The following is an 18,691-nucleotide window of genomic DNA, read 5'->3' on the forward strand; positions in this document are numbered from 1 at the left end:
ACGATGCAAAAGAACGGCCCTCTCGCCCTCGCGTTCAACGCGCTGGTCATCACCTTCATGCTCGCCCCCTTGCTGGTGGTGTGCATCGTGGCGTTCACGCCGCACAACACGCTGACGCTGCCCACCACCGAGCTTTCGCTGCGCTGGTTCAAGGCGGTGTTCGAGCACCCGGACTTTATGCAGTCGTTCTGGAACAGCCTGTGGCTGGCGCTGGCCTCTGCCACGCTGGCCACGGTGCTGGCCGTGCCTGCGGGCATTGCCATCACACGCTACGACTTCCCCGGGCGGGGCTTTTTGAATGGCTTGTTCCTGTCGCCACTGATCATTCCGCACCTGGTGCTGGGTGTAGCCCTGCTGCGCCTGTTTGCGCTGATCGGCGGCACAGGCAGCTTTGGTTGGCTGGTGTTTGCGCATGCGCTCATCGTCACGCCCTACACGCTGCGGCTGGTGGTGGCTGCCCTCGTGGGTTTCGACCGCAGTGCCGAGCATGCCGCCCTGTCGCTGGGCGCCAGCCAGGCCACCGTATTCACGCGCATCACGCTGCCGATGATCCTGCCGGGCGTCACCGGTGGATGGATGCTGGCCTTCATCAACAGCTTTGACGAAGTGACCATGTCGATCTTTGTCACCTCGCCCAGCACGGTGACGCTGCCAGTGCGCATGTACATGTACGCCACCGAATCGATTGACCCGCTGATGGCGGCGGTGTCGGCGCTGATGGTGGGTCTGACGGCTTGCGCGATGGTGATTCTTGACCGCGTGTACGGTCTGGACCGTGTGCTCGTAGGGCGCAAATAAATGGGCACGAATTCCATGACTGTGAACACAGCCCTACTCCACCGCGTGGCCGAAAAAGACCGCGCCCCTGTGCCGTTCACGCTCGATGGCGAACCCGCCGCCGCACTCGAAGGCGACACGGTGCTCACGGCCATCCTCACCCACCGTGCCCAGCTGCGCCGCAATGAGTTCAGCCACGAACCCCGCGCAGGCTTTTGCCTGATGGGTGCGTGCCAGGACTGCTGGGTGCAAACCGCCACGGGCGAACGGCTGCGGTCTTGCGCCACCTTCATCCAGGCAGGCATGCAGCTGACCACCGGAGCACCCGCATGACCGCCCCCACCTTGCAACCCGTGATCGTGGGCGCAGGCCCTGCGGGCATCCGCGCCGCGCAAACCCTGGTGGCGCATGGCGTGCGGCCCGTGGTGATCGACGAGGCCGCGCGCAGCGGCGGCCAGATCTACCGTCGTCCGCCTGCCCACTTTGCCCGCAGCGCACAAACGCTGTACGGCACCGAGGCATCACGCGCCACCGCGTTGCACAGCACTTTCGACAGCCTGCAGGCGCAGATCGACTACCAACCCAACAGCCTGGTGTGGAACGCCCAGGGCGGCCTGCTCGATGTGCTGCACGGCCCCACGCAGACCACGCGCACGGTGCCCTACCAGCAGCTCATCGTCGCTAGCGGCGCCACCGACCGCATATTGCCAATGCCCGGATGGATGCTGCCCGGCGTGTACACGCTGGGTGGCGCACAGGTGGCGCTCAAGTTCCAGGGCTGCACCATCGGCAGCAACGTGGTGCTGATGGGCACCGGGCCACTGCTGTACCTGGTGGCGTACCAATATGCCAAGGCGGGCACCAAGGTAGCGGCAGTCCTGGACACCGCCCGCTTTGCCGACCAGCTGGCCGCCCTGCCCGGCATGCTCACCCAGCCCGCCGTGCTGGGCAAGGGCCTGTACTACGTGGCTTGGCTGCGTGCGCAGGGCGTGGCCGTGCACACCGGCGTGCGGCCGGTGCGCGTGGAAGGCAGCATAGAGGGCGATATGCGGGTGAACGCCGTGGTGTGGAGCGATGGGAACACCGAGCACACCGTGCCCTGCGATGCCGTGGGCTTTGGCTACGCCCTGCGGTCCGAGACCCAACTGGCCGACCTGCTGGGTTGCCGCTTTGCCTGGGCCCCGATGCACCGCGCCCACCTGCCCGAGCGCGACAGCGCAGGCCGCACCAGCGTGGCAGGCGTGTACTTGGCGGGCGATGGCGCGGGCATCACGGGTGCGGATGCGGCGGAATGGGCGGGCGAGCGCGCTGCACTGGCGCTGCTGGCCGACCATGGCGTGAAGGTGGATGCAGCACGCGCCGCGGAGCTGGAACGCAAGCTCACGAATCTGATGCCGTTCCGCCAAGGGCTGGAGCGCGCCTTCCCCTTCCCCGCCGACTGGGCGGCCCACGCACCCGATGCGCTGGTGGTGTGCCGCTGCGAGAACATCACGGCCGGCGAGCTGCGCGCCTGTGCACGCGATGCGGGCGCCGACGAGATGAACCGCCTGAAGGCCCTGACCCGCGTAGGCATGGGCCGCTGCCAGGGGCGCATGTGCGGTGTGGCGGCGGCAGAAATCCTGGCCCAGGCCACCGGCAAGCCGATTGATGCGGTGGGACGGCTGCGCGGGCAGGCACCGATCAAGCCCATTCCCATCCACCTGCAGACCCGGGCGGAGGCCACCGAATGAGCACAACCACCCGAACCATCGACACCGACGTCGCCATCGTGGGCGGCGGCATCATGGGCGCATCCACCGCGCTGGCGCTGCGCCGCAAGGGCGTGAGCGTGGTGCTGCTGGAGCGCGACCTGTGCGGCTCCCGCTCCAGCGGCGTGAACTACGGTGGTGTGCGCCGCCAGGGCCGCCCCGTGAGCCAACTGCCGCTGGCGCAGCGCGCCCACCAAGTGTGGGCCGACCTGCGCGCGCTGATTGGCACCGATGGCGAGTACCAACGCAGCGGGCACTTCAAGATTGGCCGCAGCGAGGCCGACATGGCCGCGCTGGAGGCCTACGCCGACCTGAGCCGCGACTTTGATCTGGGCATACAGCTCATCTCTGGCACCACGCTGCGCGAGCGCTGCCCGTGGCTGGGCGGGCGCGCCGTGGGCGGCTCGCTGTGCCCCGATGACGGTCAGGCCAACCCGCGTCTGGTGTCACCCGCCTTTGCCCTGGCTGCGCGGCGTGCGGGTGCGCAGATTTTGGAACGCACACCGATGACCTCGGTGGAGCACGACGGCAAGCTCTTCACCGTGCGCTCTGGCACCGCCCTGGCCGTGCGTGCGCCCGTGCTCATCAATTGCGCAGGCGCCTGGGCCGGTGCGCTGGCCGCGCAGTTTGGCGAGGCCGTGCCCATCCACTCAGGCCACCCGGCCATGGCCGTGACCGAGCCCCTGCCCTTTTTCATGCACTGGAGCCTGGGCGTGGAAGGCGGCGGCATCTACTGCCGCCAGGTGGCCCGCGGCAACCTGGTGCTGGGCGGCGGATCGGGCGTGGCACTGGATGCCGACCGCGCCCGCTCAGAGCGCAGCGCCATCGCCACGCTGGCCGTGCAGGCCGTGGAGCTGCTGCCCGCGCTGAAAAACGCGCACTTCATCCGCACCTGGAGCGGCACCGAGGGCTACCTGCCCGACCGCCAGCCCGTGCTGGGCCCAAGCAGTACCACGCCCGGCCTGATCCACGGCTTTGGCTTTGCCGGTGCGGGCTTTCAGATCGGCCCCGGCGTGGGCGAGGTGCTGGCCGAGCTGGCGCGCGATGGCCGCAGCACCACGCCGATTGATGCGTTTGCAATTGAACGATTTGTTCCCAAAGCAGTGGCTGAAGTGGCCAGCACTGCGGCTGCCCAGTGACCCGTTTGCCACCGACCTGTCCCCACTCCCCCACCAGAAAGGAAACCACCATGACCTTCTCCCCCCGCTTTGCCAGCCGCACCCGCCGCGCCCTTGTGGCGGCCGCCGCACTGGCCACCATGGCCGCCGCAGGCACCGCCACCGCGCAGACCAAGACGCTGTACATCGGCATGAACGGCGGCACCATGGAGAAGGCGTACACGCAGTACGTGTTCCCGGCATTTGAAAAGCTGCACGGCGTGAAGGTGGTGGTGGTGCCCGGCACGTCCTCGGACATCCTGGCCAAGGCGCAGGCCAACAAGGACAAGCCGCAGATGCATGTGATGTTTCTGGACGACGGCATCATGGTGCGCGCCATGGGCATGGGCCTGTGCGAAAAGCAAAAGCCCAACCAGAACCTGAACGACCTGTACCCCGCCGCCCGCTTCAAGGACGACCTGGCCAGCGGCGTGAGCCTGGGCATGACGGGCATTGCCTACAACACCAAGATGTTTGCCGAAAAGGGCTGGGCCGCGCCCACGTCGTGGATGGACTTTGCCGACCCCAAGTACAAGGGCAAGGTGGTGTTCCAGTCCATGCCGTCGTCGTCGTTCGGGCTGCACGGCTTCTTGATGTTCAACCGCATCCAGGGCGGCAACGACAAGAACGTGGAGCCAGGCTTTACCAACTGGGCCAAGACCATCGGCCCGAACGTGCTGGAGTACATCCCCAGCTCGGCCAAGATTTCAGAGATGGTGCAGACGGGTGAAGCCGCGATCTTCCCGCTCACGCCGACCAGTGTGGCGGCCCTGAAGGCCAAGGGCATTCCGGTGGAATACGCGCAACCCAAGGAGGGCTCGGTGGTGCTGATGACCGGCCAGTGCGTGATTGCCAAGAACAGCGAGCCCGAGCTGGCCCAAAAGCTGGCCGAGTTTCTGCTGAGCCCGCTGGCCCAGGCCAACGTGCTGCAGTTTGGCGCGCAGATCCCTACCAACCCCAAGGCCCCAGCCGTGGGTGAAGGCGCGGCGCAAGTGGCACAGATCAGCCAGTGGATGAAAAACGCCGTGACCCTGGACTGGGACAGCGTGAACGCGAACCGCCCCGCGTGGAATGCACGCTGGAACAAAACCATCGAGCGCTGACAGGACGTTGAAAGAGCGTTGAAAGAACGTGGCGAACGTGTGAGCGGGCTACACCTGCTCACACCGGCGGGCCGTTTGTGACAAATGTCACCGGCCCCGCCATACCCTGCGGTGGTGGGGTGCCACAAACCGCTTCTTCGACTTCAGAATCCGGCGCCTGGACACGCTGATCCTTTCAGCCAGTCCGCCCACATTCGAAGAAGAGGGATACCACCATGAAACGCTGGATCAAATGGACCGCGGGCAGCGCGCTGCTGCTGGGCGTGATCGTTGTCGCCACCGCCGCCAGCGGCCTGTACCTGGCCGAGCAAAAGCGCAACCGCTACATCGACATCAAACCCCGCCCCGTGGCCTACACCACCGATGCGCAGACCATCGAGCGCGGGCGCTATCTGTATGCATCACGCGGATGCACTGACTGCCACGGCGCACAGGGCACGGGCCGCGAGTTCGTCAACGATGGCAAGGGCACGCGCATCGTGGGGCCCAACATCACGCCCGCTGGCGTGGTGGCACGCTACCAGCCCGAGGACTGGAACAGCGTGATCCGCCATGGCGTCAAGCCCAACGGCCGCCCAGTGCTGGTCATGCCCAGCGAGGACTACAACCGCTTCACCAACGAAGACCTGAACGCCCTGGTCTCCTACGTACGCCAGTTCCCGCCCAAGGAAGGCGCGCAGGCCGTGATCGATCTTCCGCACCCTGCCTGGGTGTTGTATGGGCTGGGTGCGATTCCTGACGCGGCCTCGCGCATCGACCACCAGTTGGCACCCTCGCGCCCCACCGCTGCTGGTGTGACGCTGGCCAACGGCCAGTACGTGGCCAACATGTGCATCGGCTGCCATGGTGCCGACCTGTCGGGCGGCAAGATCCCGGGTGCCCCACCCGACTGGCCTGCAGCTGCGGACATCCGTCCCGGCACACACAGCGCGGGCACCGCCCTGGCCCGCTATCCCAACGCTGCCAGTTTTGTGTCCATGCTGCGCACCGGCAAGCGCCCGGACGGCACGCCCATCCAGGTCATGCCCTTCGAGTCGCTGGGTCAGTTGAGCGACGTGGATGCGCAGGCGCTGTACCTGTACCTGAACGCGCCTCCGGGCAGCGTGAAGCAGGAGGTGGGCAGCACCACGGTCGGCAGCCAGAAGAGCAGCGCCAACACTGTGCCCTCCGGGCCGGGCGGACTCAAGCTGCCTGGCTGATCTTGGAACCTCAGGGAGCCCTGCAGCAGGGCGGCCCATAAGAATAAGAACCTGTCCAAAGGCTCAGACAAAGAAAGGGCGAAGCACTCCGCCCATTCATAAATGACTGCCCTGCTGACCCGCCCCCGGTGGACCACCCGCTGGTGTGGCGGGTCAGCTGCCGGGGTGCTGATGGGCTGGGTGAGCCGAAACAGGAGCCAGGCTGTAAGACCCCATGGGTCCGCCCGGGGTATTGCCGGGGCCTCCGGGCACAGCCGGGGGCGCACGCCGCACGCGGGGCACCACGCTGAGCTGCACGGTATCCAGCACCGGGCCGGGCACCACATTCAGCGCCTTGCGCGGCAGGTCCACCAGTTGTTCGGCATGCCACACGCGCACTTGCGCGGCACCATCGGGCACGCTGGCAAAACGGGCGATGCCGTCGCTGTCGGTCTTGAGCGTCCAGGCCGAATCGGTCACAAACACATGGCCGCGCATGGAGCCATGCAGATGGCAGCCCAGCAGCACCACGCCGGACGTATCCAGCTTCACATCGGCAAAGTTGGCAGGCTTGCCATCGGCCTTGCCCGCCAGGCGCAGCTCGAAGTTGGAACTGGCCGCAGCCGGTGCTGCCGCGGCGGACGCCCCCGTGGGGTTGCCGCGTACATGGTGATCCCAGCGGTCCTGGTTAGTGAACCGCACGGTGGAGCCCGGCATGACCACCGTGACGGCAGGCACAAACCGCATGCGCTCCTGCTCGATGGTGGGACTGGGCTGCAGCAGGCTGGGGGCCGCGCCAGTGGTGGCGCTGGGGTACACCACCACCACGGCGTCGGGCACGGGCTTGCCGTCGCGGTCCAGCACCTGGATTTGGACATTTCCGGCCCAAGCGCTAGTGAATATTGCGCTGGCAGCTATTAAAAGAATAGCATTTTTCATCATCTTAATGTTTGGTGATCACATCGCGGTGCATGGGCGCCAACAACGCCAGCAGGCGGTTCTGTTGAGCGAACGGTATGCCCTGGGCGTCCATGGCGCTTTGCAGCACCTCCACCAGGGCGTTGAAATGGGCCTTGTTGATGTCCATGTCGGCATGGGCCGATTTCATGTCAGCGCCTTCATATTTGCAAGGGCCGCCGCTCAACTGGCAGAACTGGTCGGTCAGGCTCTCCTTGAGCGCGGCCGGTTTGGTGTCCTTGAAGTGGTCGCCAATGCGCGGGTCCTTGACCACGCGGTTCACAAAATCGTCCACCAGGCGGGTGATGCCGGGCTTTTCGCCCAGGGCCTGGTACAGGCCTGCAGGGGCTGCTGGGGCAGCAGTCGTGGCTACCGGAGCCGCGGCGGTCTGCGCAAAGGCCGGGGCAGCAAGCAAGCCGCCGAGGGAGACGGCCAGGGCGATGAGGGTTTTGGAGTGCGTCATGACAATGTCCTCAGAAGGCGACTTGGGCCGACAGGTAATAGCCGGTCTGGCGGCGGTTGTTGGTGATGCCGGGGACGATGCGGCCCAGGTCCACATAGGCGAGCGTGAGCGACACGTTCTTGCTGGGCGCCCAGGCCACGAAGATGTCTTTCCAGTCGTCCTCGCGCAGGGCGGCGCCCAGGCCGGCCGCCGCACCCAGGGCCTGCAGATTGTTGGGCTTGAAGCGGTATTCGGCACCCACCGCCAGGTTCTTGTTGATCAGGTACGCCACCGAGAACTCGGGCTGCAGGCTGCGGCTGTTCTTGCCGGGCGCAGCCGAGCCAAAGCCCAGCAGGCCGTTCTGGTTGGCGTTGGTGTAGCGCAGCGTGCCGTTGACCAGCACGCTTTGCGCCAGCAGCAGCTTGGTGGCGCTCACGTACACATCGGTGCCGCTGGTTTTGGTGCCCAGAAAGTCCAGCACCGAGCCGATGGAGCCCGGGTGCACCTGCTTGTGTTCCAGCCCCACCGCAATCTGCGGCATCCAGCTGTCGCTGTTGAGCACAGCATCGCCCGCCACCTTGAGCTTGATGCCCAGCACGTCCATCTTGATGTGCTGGCCCGGCGTCACGCCAAACGGCGCAATGCCGTTGAGCGCGATGGCGGGCGAGGCATCAAAGTCCTGCCGCGCCAGCGACAGCTCCAGGCGGTCGTGCAGGCCCAGGGCCACGCCATAGCCGTTCAGGCTGTAGTCCTGCGTGGCCGCGCGGGTGGCATAGGCGCTGACACCCACTTCGCCCTCGGTGGCGTTGCTGCCAATCACTGCCCAGGGGGTCAGCCCGCCGCCCGCCGATCCGGCGATGGTGCTGACACCACCGGTGAGCAGCAGCTTGCCGGTATCGGCCTGGACCGCACTGCAGGTCAGTGCAACGCCAGCCAGCACGGCGATGGAAAGGGGACTCTTCATGGGGCGCTCCTCGTGTTTGTAAATAATTGCTACGACAGCGTCATTACGCACACGGGCGGCGTCCAGATGTGAATCCAGAGTACCGCAAAGGGTCTTTAGCGCCTGATCAGGGTCTGGCCCCCACGACGGACTGGCCCCCGTTCTCGTCAGCCAGCGAAGGCAAGGCGCTGCACGGTCCAGTACAGCGACAGCACCAGCAACGCGACGGAGCCCCCACGCACCACCACCGAGCGGTACCACGCCCTGCGCGCCAATGCCACCGAGACCGCGCACCACAGGGCGACCACCATCAGTTGGCCCACTTCGACCCCCAGGTTGAACCCCGCCAGGGCCCACAACAGCGAAGCGCCCGCCACGCCCGCTTCGACCAGCACCCCGGAAAAACCCAGCCCGTGCACCAGACCAAAGCCCAGAGCAAGCCAGCTACTGCGCAGGCCTTGGACGGGAAACAGGTTCATCAACGCCGAGACGCCGATGCTGATAGCAATGGCGGGCTCCACCCAGTTGCCCGACACGGTGACCCAGCCCAGGCCTGCCAGTGCCAGCGTGATGGAATGGCCCACGGTGAAACAGGTCACCGTGAGCAGGAGCGCCTTGATCCCGGCGAAGCGGCCCCTGGTGCCGGAGGCCAGGGTTTCAGCGATCGGTGTTGTGCCGGACTCCGTGTGCAATGGCAGATCGCGGTGGCGGGGCTGTGGCCGCGCCAGGGAGATGGGCAGCAACAGTGCCAGCAAAAAGGCCAGGTGGTCGTAGCCAGACAGGATGTGGTGCACCCCCTCGGTCACAAAGTGCAGCAGCGTGGCCAACCCGCCGCGTGGGGCGCCGGGCTCTGTTGCGTCCGCACCTTGAGCCCCTTCCGCACCGTCTGCCCCCGCTTGTCCTGCGCGGCTGCCCGCAGAGCGCAGGTCGGTGCCGGAGCGCCCGTCAGGGGCCAGCACGGCTGCCAGCGTCTGGCCGCTCAACGCGCCGCCCACCAGCAGGCGGTGTGTGGGGTCGATGCCCTGCAGCAGGCCGTAGCGCAGGGTGACCGCCTGGGCTGGCGCACAGGGCAGCGTGGCAGCCAGCCGCGCGTAACGCCCATCGGTGCGCTGCTCCAACGCTTCAAAGCGCCAGGCAGGCACCGTCGCCGTGCCGTCGCACTGCCACAACATGCCCTGGCCCACCCACTGGACGATGGCGGGCACGGACTGTCGCACCTCGCCCCATGTGAGCTGGCGGTCGCCATCGGCATCGAGCTGCTCCAGCGCGGCATCCACATCCTTCAAGGCCACCGACAGCACAAGGCCTATCGATGCGCCCGCCCCTGCAGTGCCCTGGGGTGCCAGCGCATCCGTCACCCGCAGATAGGCGTCGCTGGCCTTGTGGGCCCAGGCGCTGGGCGCAAGTGCTGCGGCAGCCAACGCGACAGCCACCATGGCCCGCAGGGAACGCCCGTGTGGGCGCAGGAGGCCTGTTAACCAGTGCATGCAGCGCATCATTGGGCTCCCCGGGTCTGCCAGCGCGCCAGGCGCAGGTCGTGCAGTCCTGCTTGCTGCAGGGCCTGCCGCACGGCCTGGTGGGCAGCAGCATCGCCCGACTGCTCAGAGGTCTGCAGTGCAAGCCACCAGTCGAGCGGCTCTTTTTGGAGGGCAAGGTTGGTGCCGGCCGCCTTCCATGCGGCGGCGGGCTGCCCCTGCAACCACAGCGCCATCAAGGCACGCTCCCGGGCGTGGGCGTCCAGCCCCTCTCCGCGCGCCGCGATAGCGGCAAAACGGGCTTCCAGGTCGCGCACCAGGGGCTGCCACGCGGCGTCCCCCATCAGCCGCAGGGCCTGCGCGCGCCGCAGCAGCACGGAGTCGCTGTCGGGCTGGTGCCGGAGCACCTCCAGCGCGGCGCTCGCACGATTGCGGCGCAACAGCTGGTCGGCATAGGCCAGCGCGGTGTAGCCGTCGGGGGCATCGGCCAGGCTGCGGCGGTAGGCCGCGTCGGCAGCGTCATCGCGCCCTGCGCGCTCTTCGCTCTCGGCCAGCAGCGACCCGATCCAGGCCCGCTGGGCGGCATTCCCCGCCACCTGCTGTCGCAGGGCGGTGAAGCCATTGCGTGCGGCATCGTGCTGGCCTTGCAGTGAACGGGTTTCGAGCAGGCAGGCGGTGGCGTACAGCGCAGCACCGTGGCGGGCTACGTTGCGGCAGGCGGCCTCGGCGGCCTCATAGCGCGCGGCCACACGCTCCAGCGTGGCCAGCGTGAGCCAGCCTTGCACCTGTGCGGGGTTGGTTTGCAAGGCGCGCTCCAGCGTGGCGCGCGCGGCTGAAAATTCATGGCGCCCTTGCTCTACGGTGGCCTGCAACACCAGCAGATCGGCCGGGGCGTCTGCCTGGCCCCACCAGCGTGCCAGGGCCGCCTGTGCCCGGCCCAGGTAACGCGGGTCCGCCGTCTCGCGTGACAGCGTGATCCAGCGCCGGGCCGTGGCGGCAGCGGCCTGGGGCGTGGCGGGGGCTGCGCTCACACGCTCGGGCAGACGCTCGACCACATCGGCATCGAGGCCAGGTGGCAAGTCCTGCGGCAAGGCCGCCAGGGCCGTGCCCGCCCATAGCACCAGGCACAAGGCCACGCACACACAGTGATTAGGTTTCTTCATGGGCTCGTGACAACAGCGGATATCGAAAGAGACACAATCACCCACGCACGCCCTGGCCACACCCCTTCGGGGCGCAGCCAAGACATCGCGCAAGGGTCAGAGCCGCGAATCGGGCTCTTCAGTCTCGGTGCTGGACAGCACCAGCTGGTCCACCGCTTGAGGCTCGGCGGTGTCCGACGCGCCGCTGGCCACAATGGGCTGCACATACGCGAACGCATTCACCATCACCGGGCCCCCATTGCCAGGGTCTGCCGTGTTGTCGCCGCTACCGCCCCCGCCGCAACCGGTGATAGCCAATGCCGCCACCGAAGTAAGGGCCAGGTGCTGAATCCGAAGGTTCTTTTGCATGGTGTGGCTCCTTCGGATCAGAAGTTCTTGGCACCAGGCAGCGGTGGATTCACATACGGAAACGCCGTACGGTAGTCCGTCGCCTTGGTGCGCGAGCCGTCCACAAACGCTACCCCTCCTGCCGGGGCATCACCCGGCTTGCAGCCCACCTTGAGCGTGTCCGTGGCACCCGTCACCGTGCACAGCGCACCCATGGCCACGCGCAGCGATACGTCCACCACGTCGTCGCCCAAGCGGCGGCCGTTCGGGAAGCCGGCCGCATCCCCTGCCACCACCCCCAGCGAGTTCTGCGCAGCCGCAGCCGTGGCGGCAATGCCCGTGTTCAAGCGCAGCATTTCGGCCAGGGGGCCTCCAGCACCCAGGCCGGTGACGTTGCCGGGGCGATTGACGGTGGGCAGCCCCGTGAGGAAGGCCGTCATCAGGTCGGTGCGCGGGAAATTCGTGGGGGCCTTGGCGCCAAACAGCGTCTCGACCAGCGCGGGCAGCGTGGGGTGCGTCACGTAGTCCGCAAAGTTGGCCGCATCATCCTTGGGCTTGGATGCGTTGAACTTGTCCTTGTCCTTGAGGCCAATCACCACCTCGTTGACCAGCGGCATGCCCAGGCGCGAGACCTGCGTCCATGCGCCACCGGCCTTCTCGCTGGCCTGCAGGCCCGAGTCTGGCTTGCCATTGAGCAAGCGGGCCTGGCGCAGGCTGGCAGTGGTCCAGCCGCCAATGACCTTCTCGCCCGATGCCGCCGTGAGGCAATTGGTGGGCACTTCCACCGCGAGCGACGTCACGTTCTTGTTGGCAATCTGGCCCGCGCCGAAGGCCGCAGCATTCGACTCGCTGGTGATGACGGCGGCAGGTGCATTCACCAGATCAAAGATGGTGCCCAACGACACCGGGAACGGGTCCTGCCGCTGGCCCACAAACACCTTGCCGGGGGTGGAGCAGCCGGGGATGTTGATGCCATACACATACTTGCCGGCGTAGGCGTCGTAGGCGGCCGCATTGCCCAGCGATTTTTCACCGATGTAGTCGATGGGCTTGGTAAAGGTGGTGCCCCCACCGGCCATGGTGATCTGCTCGCGCTTGCCGGTACGGCGGTCACCGCGCACGATGAACATCTCGTACTCTTCGCGGTAGGCCAGCGGGTCGCCCGCTGCGCCGCTGATGCCACCGGCGTTGCGCAGCGGAATGGCCACCTTCTTGCGGGCACCGTCAGGGCCGATATCGAGCGTGATGCCGTTGCCACCATTGTTCAGCGTGTTCTTGAAGCGGAACTGAAAGGTGATGTCCTCCGCTGCGTCGCCGTTGTTGTCGATATGGATCTCGTACAGCGCATTCGAGTCCAGGCTGAAGTAGTTGGGGCCGCCATAGGCATCCTGCAGCGGCAGGTAGTTGGCGATCATGGTGACAAAACCCGCTCGACCCGGTTCGTAGCTGTTGAACAGGTAGAAGTCGCTGCCGTCAACCTTGGGCTGGGTCGTGATGAACGGCGCCTCGCGGTGGCTGGACGCCAGACTGACGCCGGCTGCGCTGGCAGCCAGAACAGCCAGCACGGCCAGACTGATTTTTTTCAATGGCATGGGGATCTCCTCGTAGGTGGATGGTGGGGTGCCAAGCACCCCACCCTTGAATACGACGAAGAGAAACCCGTGGATTCAACAGTGGCAACTATTCTTTTCTTTCGCCACCGGTTCTTCCAGACCTGTACGCAACTGCCTGAAACCCGTGTGTCAGGTGGCCTTGCGGATCAGAGCGCCCTTGAACAGCACCGGCCCAGTCGGGCCTGTGGCGCTGGGCACCCCCCCCTTGGGCTCCAGACTGATGGCCAGGGTGGGGACTTCTTTCACATCGCCCTCCTGGGCCACCAGCTTGAGCAGCTTGTCCTGCCCCAGCACGCCCAATGAGCGCGGGCCACCAGCGGGCGGCAGCGCCCACAGTTGCAAGGACTTGTCCGTCCCCTCCTGGAAACCTCCCACGCGCTGCAGCACGAGCTGGTTGTTCTTGGGGTCGAACGTCACCAGCATCGACGCGTCGGCCTTGTCATCGGCCAACACCGCCACGTACTGGATCTGGGGCGTGGCCTGCAGTTGTTGCTGCAGTGCGGCGATCTGCGCGCCCGTGGTGGCACGCAGGCCTCCATTGACCTGCACGCCCACCACCACAGCCGCCAGCGTGGCGATGGCGCCCGCAGCTGCCGCACCGCGCCACACCAGCAGGTTGCGCCACCAGCCGCCGGAGGCTGGCGCGGGTGTGTGTGCGGGGGCGGCCTGCCGGGCGGCCCGCATGGCCTGCTCCAGCTGGCCAGCCCGCACCAGGTTGTCGATGCGCGTCCAGACGGCGGGCGACGGCGCCACCTGCGGTTGCAGCTCGGTCAGGCCCGACCAGCGGGTCTGCCATACCAGCGCGGCAGCGCGCACAGTGGCGTGTTCGCGCGCCAGGGCTTCAAAACGGCGGCGGGCGCCACCGCGCAGCGTGCCCAGTGCGTAGCTGGCGGCGAGGCGGTCGAGCAAATCAGGGTGTTGGGTGATGTTCATGGCGACGACCTCAGGCGTAGCGCGCCATGCAGGCACGCAGTTGCTCCAGCCCCCGGCGAATCCAGGTCTTGACGGTGCCCAGCGGCAGCTTGAGCTGCTCGGCCAGCTCGCCGTGGCTCTGGTCGCGCAGGTAGGCCAGGCTCACCACCTCGCGCTGTTTGTGGTCCAGCTTGCCCAGGCAGTGGTGCAGCGCAAACGCCTGCTCGCTGGCATCGGCAGCGTCCATGGGGTTGGGGGCATCGCCCTCCAGCGTCTGCGCCATGGCGTCATCCAGCTCGTTCATCAGGTCGGCCCGGTCGGTGGTGCGCTTGCGCAGGGCGTCCAGCGCCCGGCTGCGTACGATGAGCCCCATCCAGGCCATCGGCGGGCTCAGCGATGCGCGGTAGCTGCCGGCACCGCGCCAGATGGTCAAAAACGCCTCCTGCAACACATCCTCCGCCGCATCGCGGTTGCGGACGATGCGCAGGGCCAGGCCAAAAAGCTGCGACGAGGTGCGCTCGTACAGTCTTTTCAGCGCGACGTCGTCCTGCGCGGCAATACGGTCTAGGAGGTCCATCAGTTCGCTGTCTGGGTGGAGGGTGCTCATGCGCCCATTCTCTGGGATTGGTTGGGTGGGCTGGGCCTGTGGGGCTTTGCTGTAGGTGAATACGCCACAGCCGGCGTTTTGGATGTGGACAGGGCACACACCGGGAACGATGCCCATCAGAGGAAACCGCGAAGCGGCTGAATCCACGGGGCGAAATCAGCCGTATTGCAAGGGCCCAGACGGCTCTCGCCCCCACGCTGACTCACCTTTTCGCTACCGCCATGCCCCTGCCCTGTCCACGGTCCCCTGTTCATTGTGTTGCCATGGCAGCCGCCCTGTTCTGGGCGGGCCACGGCGCTGCCATGGCCCAGTCGGTGGAGCGTGGTGCTGCGCTGTACGCAGCGCATTGCAGCAGTTGCCACAGCCCGGACCAGCACGGAGACGGCCCGGCACACCGGGGCGTGGTGGGGCGCCGCGCTGGCGCCCTGAAGGACTTTGACTACTCGCCGGCCTTGCGCGCCAGCAAGATCCTGTGGACGCGGGCCACGCTCAAGGCCTGGCTGACGGACCCCGAGGCGCTGATACCCGGCCAGGGCATGGACTACCACCTTGACGATGCACAGGACCGCGAGGACGTGGTGGCCTATCTGGCCACGCTCAAACGCCTGCCGACAGCCGCACCAGCAGCAAGATAGAGCGCATTCAACCGCTCAGGCCGTGGGATACGTGCCAGGCAGCAGGATCGAAGAATCCACGTTGTTGATGTTGGTGTGGCCGCAGAACGCCATGGTGATGTCCAGCTCTTTCTGGATGATCTGCAGGGCCCGCGTGACGCCCGCCTCGCCGTAGGCACCCAGGCCATACAAAAAGCTGCGGCCGATCAGCGTGCCCTGCGCACCCAAGGCACGGGCCTTGAGCACGTCCTGCCCGCTGCGGATGCCGCCGTCCATCCACACTTCGATGTCCTTGCCGGCCGCAGCGGCAATGCCGGGTAGCGCCGCGATGGAGGACGGCGCGCCATCGAGCTGGCGACCGCCGTGGTTGCTGACAATGAGCGCATCGGCGCCGCTGTTCACGGCCAGGCGCGCGTCCTCGGCGTCCATGATGCCCTTCAGGATCAGCTTGCCGCCCCAGCGCTTTTTGATCCACTCCACATCGCCCCAGTTGAGCTGCGGGTCGAACTGCTCGGCCGTCCACGAAGACAGCGACGACAAATCGCCCACCCCTTTGGCGTGGCCCACGATGTTGCCGAAGCTGCGGCGTTTGGTGCCCAGCATGCCCAGGCACCAGCGCGGTTTGGTGGCCAGGTTGATGAGGTTGGCGATGGTGGGCTTGGGGGGGGCCGAGAGGCCGTTCTTGATGTCCTTGTGGCGCTGGCCCAGGATCTGCAGGTCCAGCGTGAGTTGCAGCGCCGAGCAGTTGGCCGCCTTGGCGCGGTCGATCAGGCGGTTGATGAAGTCGCGGTCGCGCATCACATAGACCTGGAACCAGAACGGGTGGCGGCCCGTGTGTTCGGCAATGTCCTCGATGGAGCAGATGCTCATGGTCGAGAGCGTGAACGGAATGCCAAACGCCTTGGCCGCCTTGGCGCCCAGAATCTCGCCGTCGGCATGCTGCATGCCGGTGAGGCCCGTGGGCGCAATGGCCACGGGCATGGCCACATCCTGACCCACCATGGTGGTGCGGGTGGTGCGGCCTTCCATGTTCACGGCCACGCGCTGGCGCAGCTTGATGCGCTGGAAGTCGCTTTCGTTGGCGCGGTAGGTGCCCTCGGTGTACGAGCCCGAATCGGCGTAGTCATAGAACATGCGCGGCACGCGGCGCTGGGCAATGACACGCAGGTCTTCGATGCAAGTGATTTTGGACAGGTTGGGCACGCAGGCTCTCCGGTATGGGAAATGCGCCAAATGGTAGGCGGTGGTGCGGCAGGCAGCCATCAAAATTTTTTCGACGGCTTGCAACAAATTTCCAGCGGGGTGCCAAGTCGCCCCGCCTTGCGCGCCCGCTACTGGGCCGTGGCTGCCAGATCCGGCTCTGGCAACACCACCTCGGGCTCGGCGTCGGGCCCCCGGTACAGCATGAAGCGCATGCGGCCACCACGCTTGGCCGCGTACATGGCTCCGTCGGCATGGCGCGACAGCTCGTCGAACGTACTGCCATGCTGCGGGAACAGTGCAATGCCGCCGCTCACACCCACCCGCACCGGCTGCCCGGCCAGCTCAAACGCAGCGTCGCAGGCCGCCAGAATCTTGCGCGCCACCAGGCAGGCGGGCTCCACCCCGTCCAGCCCCGGCAACAACACCACAAACTCGTCGCCCCCTTGCCGGCACACGGTGTCGGACGCGCGCACGGCCGCCTGCAGGCGCTGGGCAAACTGCACCAGCAGGATGTCGCCCACGTCATGGCCCAGGCGGTCGTTGACCTCCTTGAAACCGTCCAGGTCCAGGTACATCACCGCCAGCGACTTGCCTTCGCGCCGCGCCTGCGCCATCGCCAGCTGGGCACGGTCCTGCAGCAGCACACGGTTGGGCAGGTCGGTCAGCGCGTCGTACTGGGCCAGGTGGGCCATGCGCTCGGCCATGGCCACAGCCTCGGTCACGTCGCGCAGCACGGCCACCGCACCGGTCACCGCACCATGGCGGTCCGTGATGGCGCTGGCCGTCTCTTCCACCTGGAAGCGCTGGCCGCTGGTGCGGTGCACCAGCACGCCCCGCACGGGGTCTGTGGCAGCACCCTGGTGTATCGCGGTGCGCAGCGTGTTGGGCAAGGGCTCGTCGTTGTCGGGGCTGCGCAGGCTCACCACCTCGTCCACGTTGTGCCCGGCCGCATCAAACGCCTGCCAGCCAGTGAGGCGTTCGGCCACGGGGTTGAGGTAGGTCACCATGCCCCTGGCGTCCGAGCAGACCACGGCATCACCGATGGATTGCAGCGTGAGGCGTACGCGCTCTTTCTCGTCGAACAGCTCGTTCTCCATGCGCTTGCGCTCAGTGATGTCCGTCACTTGCACAAAGAGCCCGGTGACCACGCCGCGCGCGTCGGTGTCCGGCAGGTAAGACACGATGCTGTGGCGCGGCAGGCCCTGGGGGCCCTCGTCCGTGCGTTCAAACCGTTGCGGCGCACCCGACAGCGCCAGGTCGTAGTAGGGCTTGCTGGCCGCATAGCGGGCCTCGCTCAGCAGCTCGCTGATGTGGCGGCCCCGCACCGGTGCCGGGTAGGTGCCAAACTCCTCCAGCGCTGCGCGGTTGGCAAAGCGGTTGTGCATACCGGCATCCCAGTAGGCAATCATCGAGGGCACGTTGTCGAGGGTGGTGCGCAGGTCGTGCTCGGCCTCGGTCAGGCGCGCCGACACCTGCTGGCGCAACACCAGCTCACGCACAAAAAGCAGGGCCAGCCCCAGGCAGCCCAGCATCAGCAGCACGGCAAAGCCGCCGAGCACCCAAGCGCTGCTTCGCCACTTGGCCAGGATGGTGTCGGTGGACTGGGCGACGTTCAGGATCAGCGGATAGTTGCCCACGGGCCGGAAGGAGTACAGCCGCTCCACGCCATCAAGCGCGGCCGTGCCCACAAACGACCCCGAGCCCTCCGCCTGAAAGCGCAGCAGGTTGGGAGTGCCCGCAATGGTCTTGCCCACGTCAGCATCGCCATAGGGAAACCGGGAGATCACTACTCCGTCTCGCCGGAACATGTTGATGCCGCTGTTGGGCCCCAGGTTCAGCGAGCCAAACAGTTCATTGAAATAGCTCAGGCGGATGGCGCCGACCACCACACCGGCAAAACTGCCGTCTGCGTTGTAGTAGCCGCGCGAGATGGGCAGGATGTTGAGGCCCGTCACCCGCGAAGGCACGGGCTTGCCGAAGAACAGCCCCTGCTGGCCTTGCTCGCGGAACGCCAGAAAGTAGTCACGGTCAGCAAAATGGGCCTTGCGGGGCACCAGGGAGCCTGAGTCCAGGATGACGTTGCCCTGCGCGTCCAGCACCAGCACATCGCCCGCGCCACGCGCGCGCAGCGAGTTGTCGAACACCACCCGCGCGCGCATGTCGGGGGGTAAGGCCCAGACCTCGGGGCGTGCCACCTCGCGGGCCACGCCTTCCAGAGATTTGTCAAACGAATCGAGCGACCATGCTAAGCCTTGCTCCAGGGTGCGGGCCAGGTTGGCGTTGGTCTGCTCTGCGTAGCTCCACTCGTCATTGCGAATAGTCCAGATGGTGCGCGCAAACAACGCACCAATGCCCAGAGCCACCAGCAAGGCCAGCCAGATCAGGCGGTGAGAGAAAAACTGGCGGAGCGATGGCATAGGGATAGTTTGTAACTATTTTAAACAGCCGCCTTAGCTGAGACTTAGCACCAAG

At 66.7% G+C, this 18,691-nt stretch carries 18 protein-coding genes; 7 read left to right on the plus strand and 11 right to left on the minus strand.

What is annotated here, in order from left to right; translation table 11 throughout:
- Positions 1-3 precede the first annotated feature (3 nt).
- The 6 genes from DNK89_RS06400 to DNK89_RS06425 all read left to right on the plus strand — a co-directional run bounded on the left by DNK89_RS06400 (position 4) and on the right by DNK89_RS06425 (position 5,984).
- Entirely contained in the window at positions 4-798 is a 795-nt protein-coding gene (locus tag DNK89_RS06400) for an ABC transporter permease (protein ID WP_110959407.1), read from the plus strand.
- Between the two features lie 15 nt (positions 799-813).
- On the plus strand, positions 814-1,110 hold the full coding sequence (locus DNK89_RS06405) for a (2Fe-2S)-binding protein (RefSeq protein WP_238990711.1): 297 nt from the start codon (positions 814-816) through the stop codon (positions 1,108-1,110).
- Positions 1,107-2,507: an NAD(P)/FAD-dependent oxidoreductase gene (locus DNK89_RS06410; RefSeq protein ID WP_110959409.1), complete on the plus strand. Its 1,401-nt coding sequence runs from the start codon at positions 1,107-1,109 to the stop codon at positions 2,505-2,507. The genes DNK89_RS06405 and DNK89_RS06410 overlap by 4 nt, the downstream gene beginning before the upstream one ends.
- Positions 2,504-3,664, plus strand: coding sequence for an FAD-binding oxidoreductase (locus DNK89_RS06415; protein WP_110959410.1), 1,161 nt, complete (start codon positions 2,504-2,506; stop codon positions 3,662-3,664). Before DNK89_RS06410 ends, DNK89_RS06415 begins: the two co-directional genes overlap by 4 nt.
- A 50-nt stretch (positions 3,665-3,714) precedes the next feature.
- A complete protein-coding gene (locus DNK89_RS06420) occupies positions 3,715-4,785 on the plus strand; it encodes an ABC transporter substrate-binding protein (protein WP_110959411.1) in 1,071 nt (356 codons plus the stop codon).
- A gap of 215 nt (positions 4,786-5,000) precedes the next feature.
- A complete protein-coding gene (locus tag DNK89_RS06425) occupies positions 5,001-5,984 on the plus strand; it encodes a c-type cytochrome (RefSeq protein WP_110959412.1) in 984 nt (327 codons plus the stop codon).
- 153 nt (positions 5,985-6,137) lie between these two features.
- Here the strand turns inward: DNK89_RS06425 and DNK89_RS06430 are convergent, their stop codons facing one another.
- The 9 genes from DNK89_RS06430 to DNK89_RS06470 all read right to left on the minus strand — a co-directional run bounded on the left by DNK89_RS06430 (position 6,138) and on the right by DNK89_RS06470 (position 14,402).
- On the minus strand, positions 6,138-6,827 hold the full coding sequence (locus DNK89_RS06430) for a plastocyanin (protein ID WP_110959413.1): 690 nt from the start codon (positions 6,825-6,827) through the stop codon (positions 6,138-6,140).
- 79 nt (positions 6,828-6,906) lie between these two features.
- Complete coding sequence (locus DNK89_RS06435; RefSeq protein WP_110959414.1) at positions 6,907-7,383, minus strand: group 1 truncated hemoglobin; 477 nt, start codon at positions 7,381-7,383, stop codon at positions 6,907-6,909.
- Positions 7,384-7,393: 10 nt separating this feature from the next.
- Entirely contained in the window at positions 7,394-8,326 is a 933-nt protein-coding gene (locus DNK89_RS06440) for a DUF3034 family protein (protein ID WP_110959415.1), read from the minus strand.
- Between the two features lie 146 nt (positions 8,327-8,472).
- Positions 8,473-9,792 carry a HupE/UreJ family protein gene (locus DNK89_RS06445; RefSeq protein ID WP_161958922.1) on the minus strand — a complete coding sequence of 440 codons (1,320 nt, stop codon included), beginning with the start codon at positions 9,790-9,792 and terminating at the stop codon, positions 8,473-8,475.
- A gap of 8 nt (positions 9,793-9,800) precedes the next feature.
- Positions 9,801-10,943 carry a hypothetical protein gene (locus DNK89_RS24365; RefSeq protein WP_161958923.1) on the minus strand — a complete coding sequence of 381 codons (1,143 nt, stop codon included), beginning with the start codon at positions 10,941-10,943 and terminating at the stop codon, positions 9,801-9,803.
- A gap of 96 nt (positions 10,944-11,039) precedes the next feature.
- On the minus strand, positions 11,040-11,291 hold the full coding sequence (locus DNK89_RS06455; protein ID WP_110959418.1) for a hypothetical protein: 252 nt from the start codon (positions 11,289-11,291) through the stop codon (positions 11,040-11,042).
- Positions 11,292-11,308: 17 nt separating this feature from the next.
- Positions 11,309-12,862 (minus strand): DUF4331 domain-containing protein, encoded by a 1,554-nt coding sequence (locus DNK89_RS06460; RefSeq protein ID WP_110959419.1) that lies wholly within the window; start codon positions 12,860-12,862, stop codon positions 11,309-11,311.
- Positions 12,863-13,012: 150 nt separating this feature from the next.
- The gene (locus tag DNK89_RS06465) at positions 13,013-13,816 is read right to left on the minus strand and encodes an anti-sigma factor domain-containing protein (protein WP_110959420.1); all 804 of its coding nucleotides are present in this window, start codon (positions 13,814-13,816) and stop codon (positions 13,013-13,015) included.
- A gap of 10 nt (positions 13,817-13,826) precedes the next feature.
- Positions 13,827-14,402: an RNA polymerase sigma factor gene (locus DNK89_RS06470; RefSeq protein WP_110959824.1), complete on the minus strand. Its 576-nt coding sequence runs from the start codon at positions 14,400-14,402 to the stop codon at positions 13,827-13,829.
- A 263-nt stretch (positions 14,403-14,665) separates the two neighbouring features.
- Between DNK89_RS06470 and DNK89_RS06475 the strand changes: the two genes are divergently transcribed.
- Positions 14,666-15,037 (plus strand): cytochrome c family protein, encoded by a 372-nt coding sequence (locus DNK89_RS06475; protein WP_238990712.1) that lies wholly within the window; start codon positions 14,666-14,668, stop codon positions 15,035-15,037.
- Between the two features lie 15 nt (positions 15,038-15,052).
- On the opposite strand, the gene DNK89_RS06480 is transcribed toward DNK89_RS06475, so the two are convergent.
- Positions 15,053-16,219 (minus strand): alpha-hydroxy acid oxidase, encoded by a 1,167-nt coding sequence (locus DNK89_RS06480; RefSeq protein WP_060986680.1) that lies wholly within the window; start codon positions 16,217-16,219, stop codon positions 15,053-15,055.
- Positions 16,220-16,347: 128 nt separating this feature from the next.
- Positions 16,348-18,636, minus strand: coding sequence for a diguanylate cyclase domain-containing protein (locus DNK89_RS06485; protein WP_110959421.1), 2,289 nt, complete (start codon positions 18,634-18,636; stop codon positions 16,348-16,350).
- Positions 18,637-18,691 lie beyond the last annotated feature (55 nt).

Source organism: Acidovorax sp. ST3, from assembly GCF_003231145.1.
Lineage (GTDB): Bacteria > Pseudomonadota > Gammaproteobacteria > Burkholderiales > Burkholderiaceae_C > Acidovorax.

Coding starts and splice junctions, on each gene's coding strand:
- DNK89_RS06400 (WP_110959407.1), top strand. CDS start 4: ATGCAAAAGAACGGCCCTCTCGCCCTCGCGTTCAACGCGCTGGTCATC.
- DNK89_RS06405 (WP_238990711.1), top strand. CDS start 814: ATGACTGTGAACACAGCCCTACTCCACCGCGTGGCCGAAAAAGACCGC.
- DNK89_RS06410 (WP_110959409.1), top strand. CDS start 1,107: ATGACCGCCCCCACCTTGCAACCCGTGATCGTGGGCGCAGGCCCTGCG.
- DNK89_RS06415 (WP_110959410.1), top strand. CDS start 2,504: ATGAGCACAACCACCCGAACCATCGACACCGACGTCGCCATCGTGGGC.
- DNK89_RS06420 (WP_110959411.1), top strand. CDS start 3,715: ATGACCTTCTCCCCCCGCTTTGCCAGCCGCACCCGCCGCGCCCTTGTG.
- DNK89_RS06425 (WP_110959412.1), top strand. CDS start 5,001: ATGAAACGCTGGATCAAATGGACCGCGGGCAGCGCGCTGCTGCTGGGC.
- DNK89_RS06435 (WP_110959414.1), bottom strand. CDS start 7,383: ATGACGCACTCCAAAACCCTCATCGCCCTGGCCGTCTCCCTCGGCGGC.
- DNK89_RS06440 (WP_110959415.1), bottom strand. CDS start 8,326: ATGAAGAGTCCCCTTTCCATCGCCGTGCTGGCTGGCGTTGCACTGACC.
- DNK89_RS06445 (WP_161958922.1), bottom strand. CDS start 9,792: ATGCACTGGTTAACAGGCCTCCTGCGCCCACACGGGCGTTCCCTGCGG.
- DNK89_RS24365 (WP_161958923.1), bottom strand. CDS start 10,943: ATGAAGAAACCTAATCACTGTGTGTGCGTGGCCTTGTGCCTGGTGCTA.
- DNK89_RS06455 (WP_110959418.1), bottom strand. CDS start 11,291: ATGCAAAAGAACCTTCGGATTCAGCACCTGGCCCTTACTTCGGTGGCG.
- DNK89_RS06460 (WP_110959419.1), bottom strand. CDS start 12,862: ATGCCATTGAAAAAAATCAGTCTGGCCGTGCTGGCTGTTCTGGCTGCC.
- DNK89_RS06465 (WP_110959420.1), bottom strand. CDS start 13,816: ATGAACATCACCCAACACCCTGATTTGCTCGACCGCCTCGCCGCCAGC.
- DNK89_RS06470 (WP_110959824.1), bottom strand. CDS start 14,402: ATGAGCACCCTCCACCCAGACAGCGAACTGATGGACCTCCTAGACCGT.
- DNK89_RS06475 (WP_238990712.1), top strand. CDS start 14,666: ATGGCAGCCGCCCTGTTCTGGGCGGGCCACGGCGCTGCCATGGCCCAG.
- DNK89_RS06485 (WP_110959421.1), bottom strand. CDS start 18,636: ATGCCATCGCTCCGCCAGTTTTTCTCTCACCGCCTGATCTGGCTGGCC.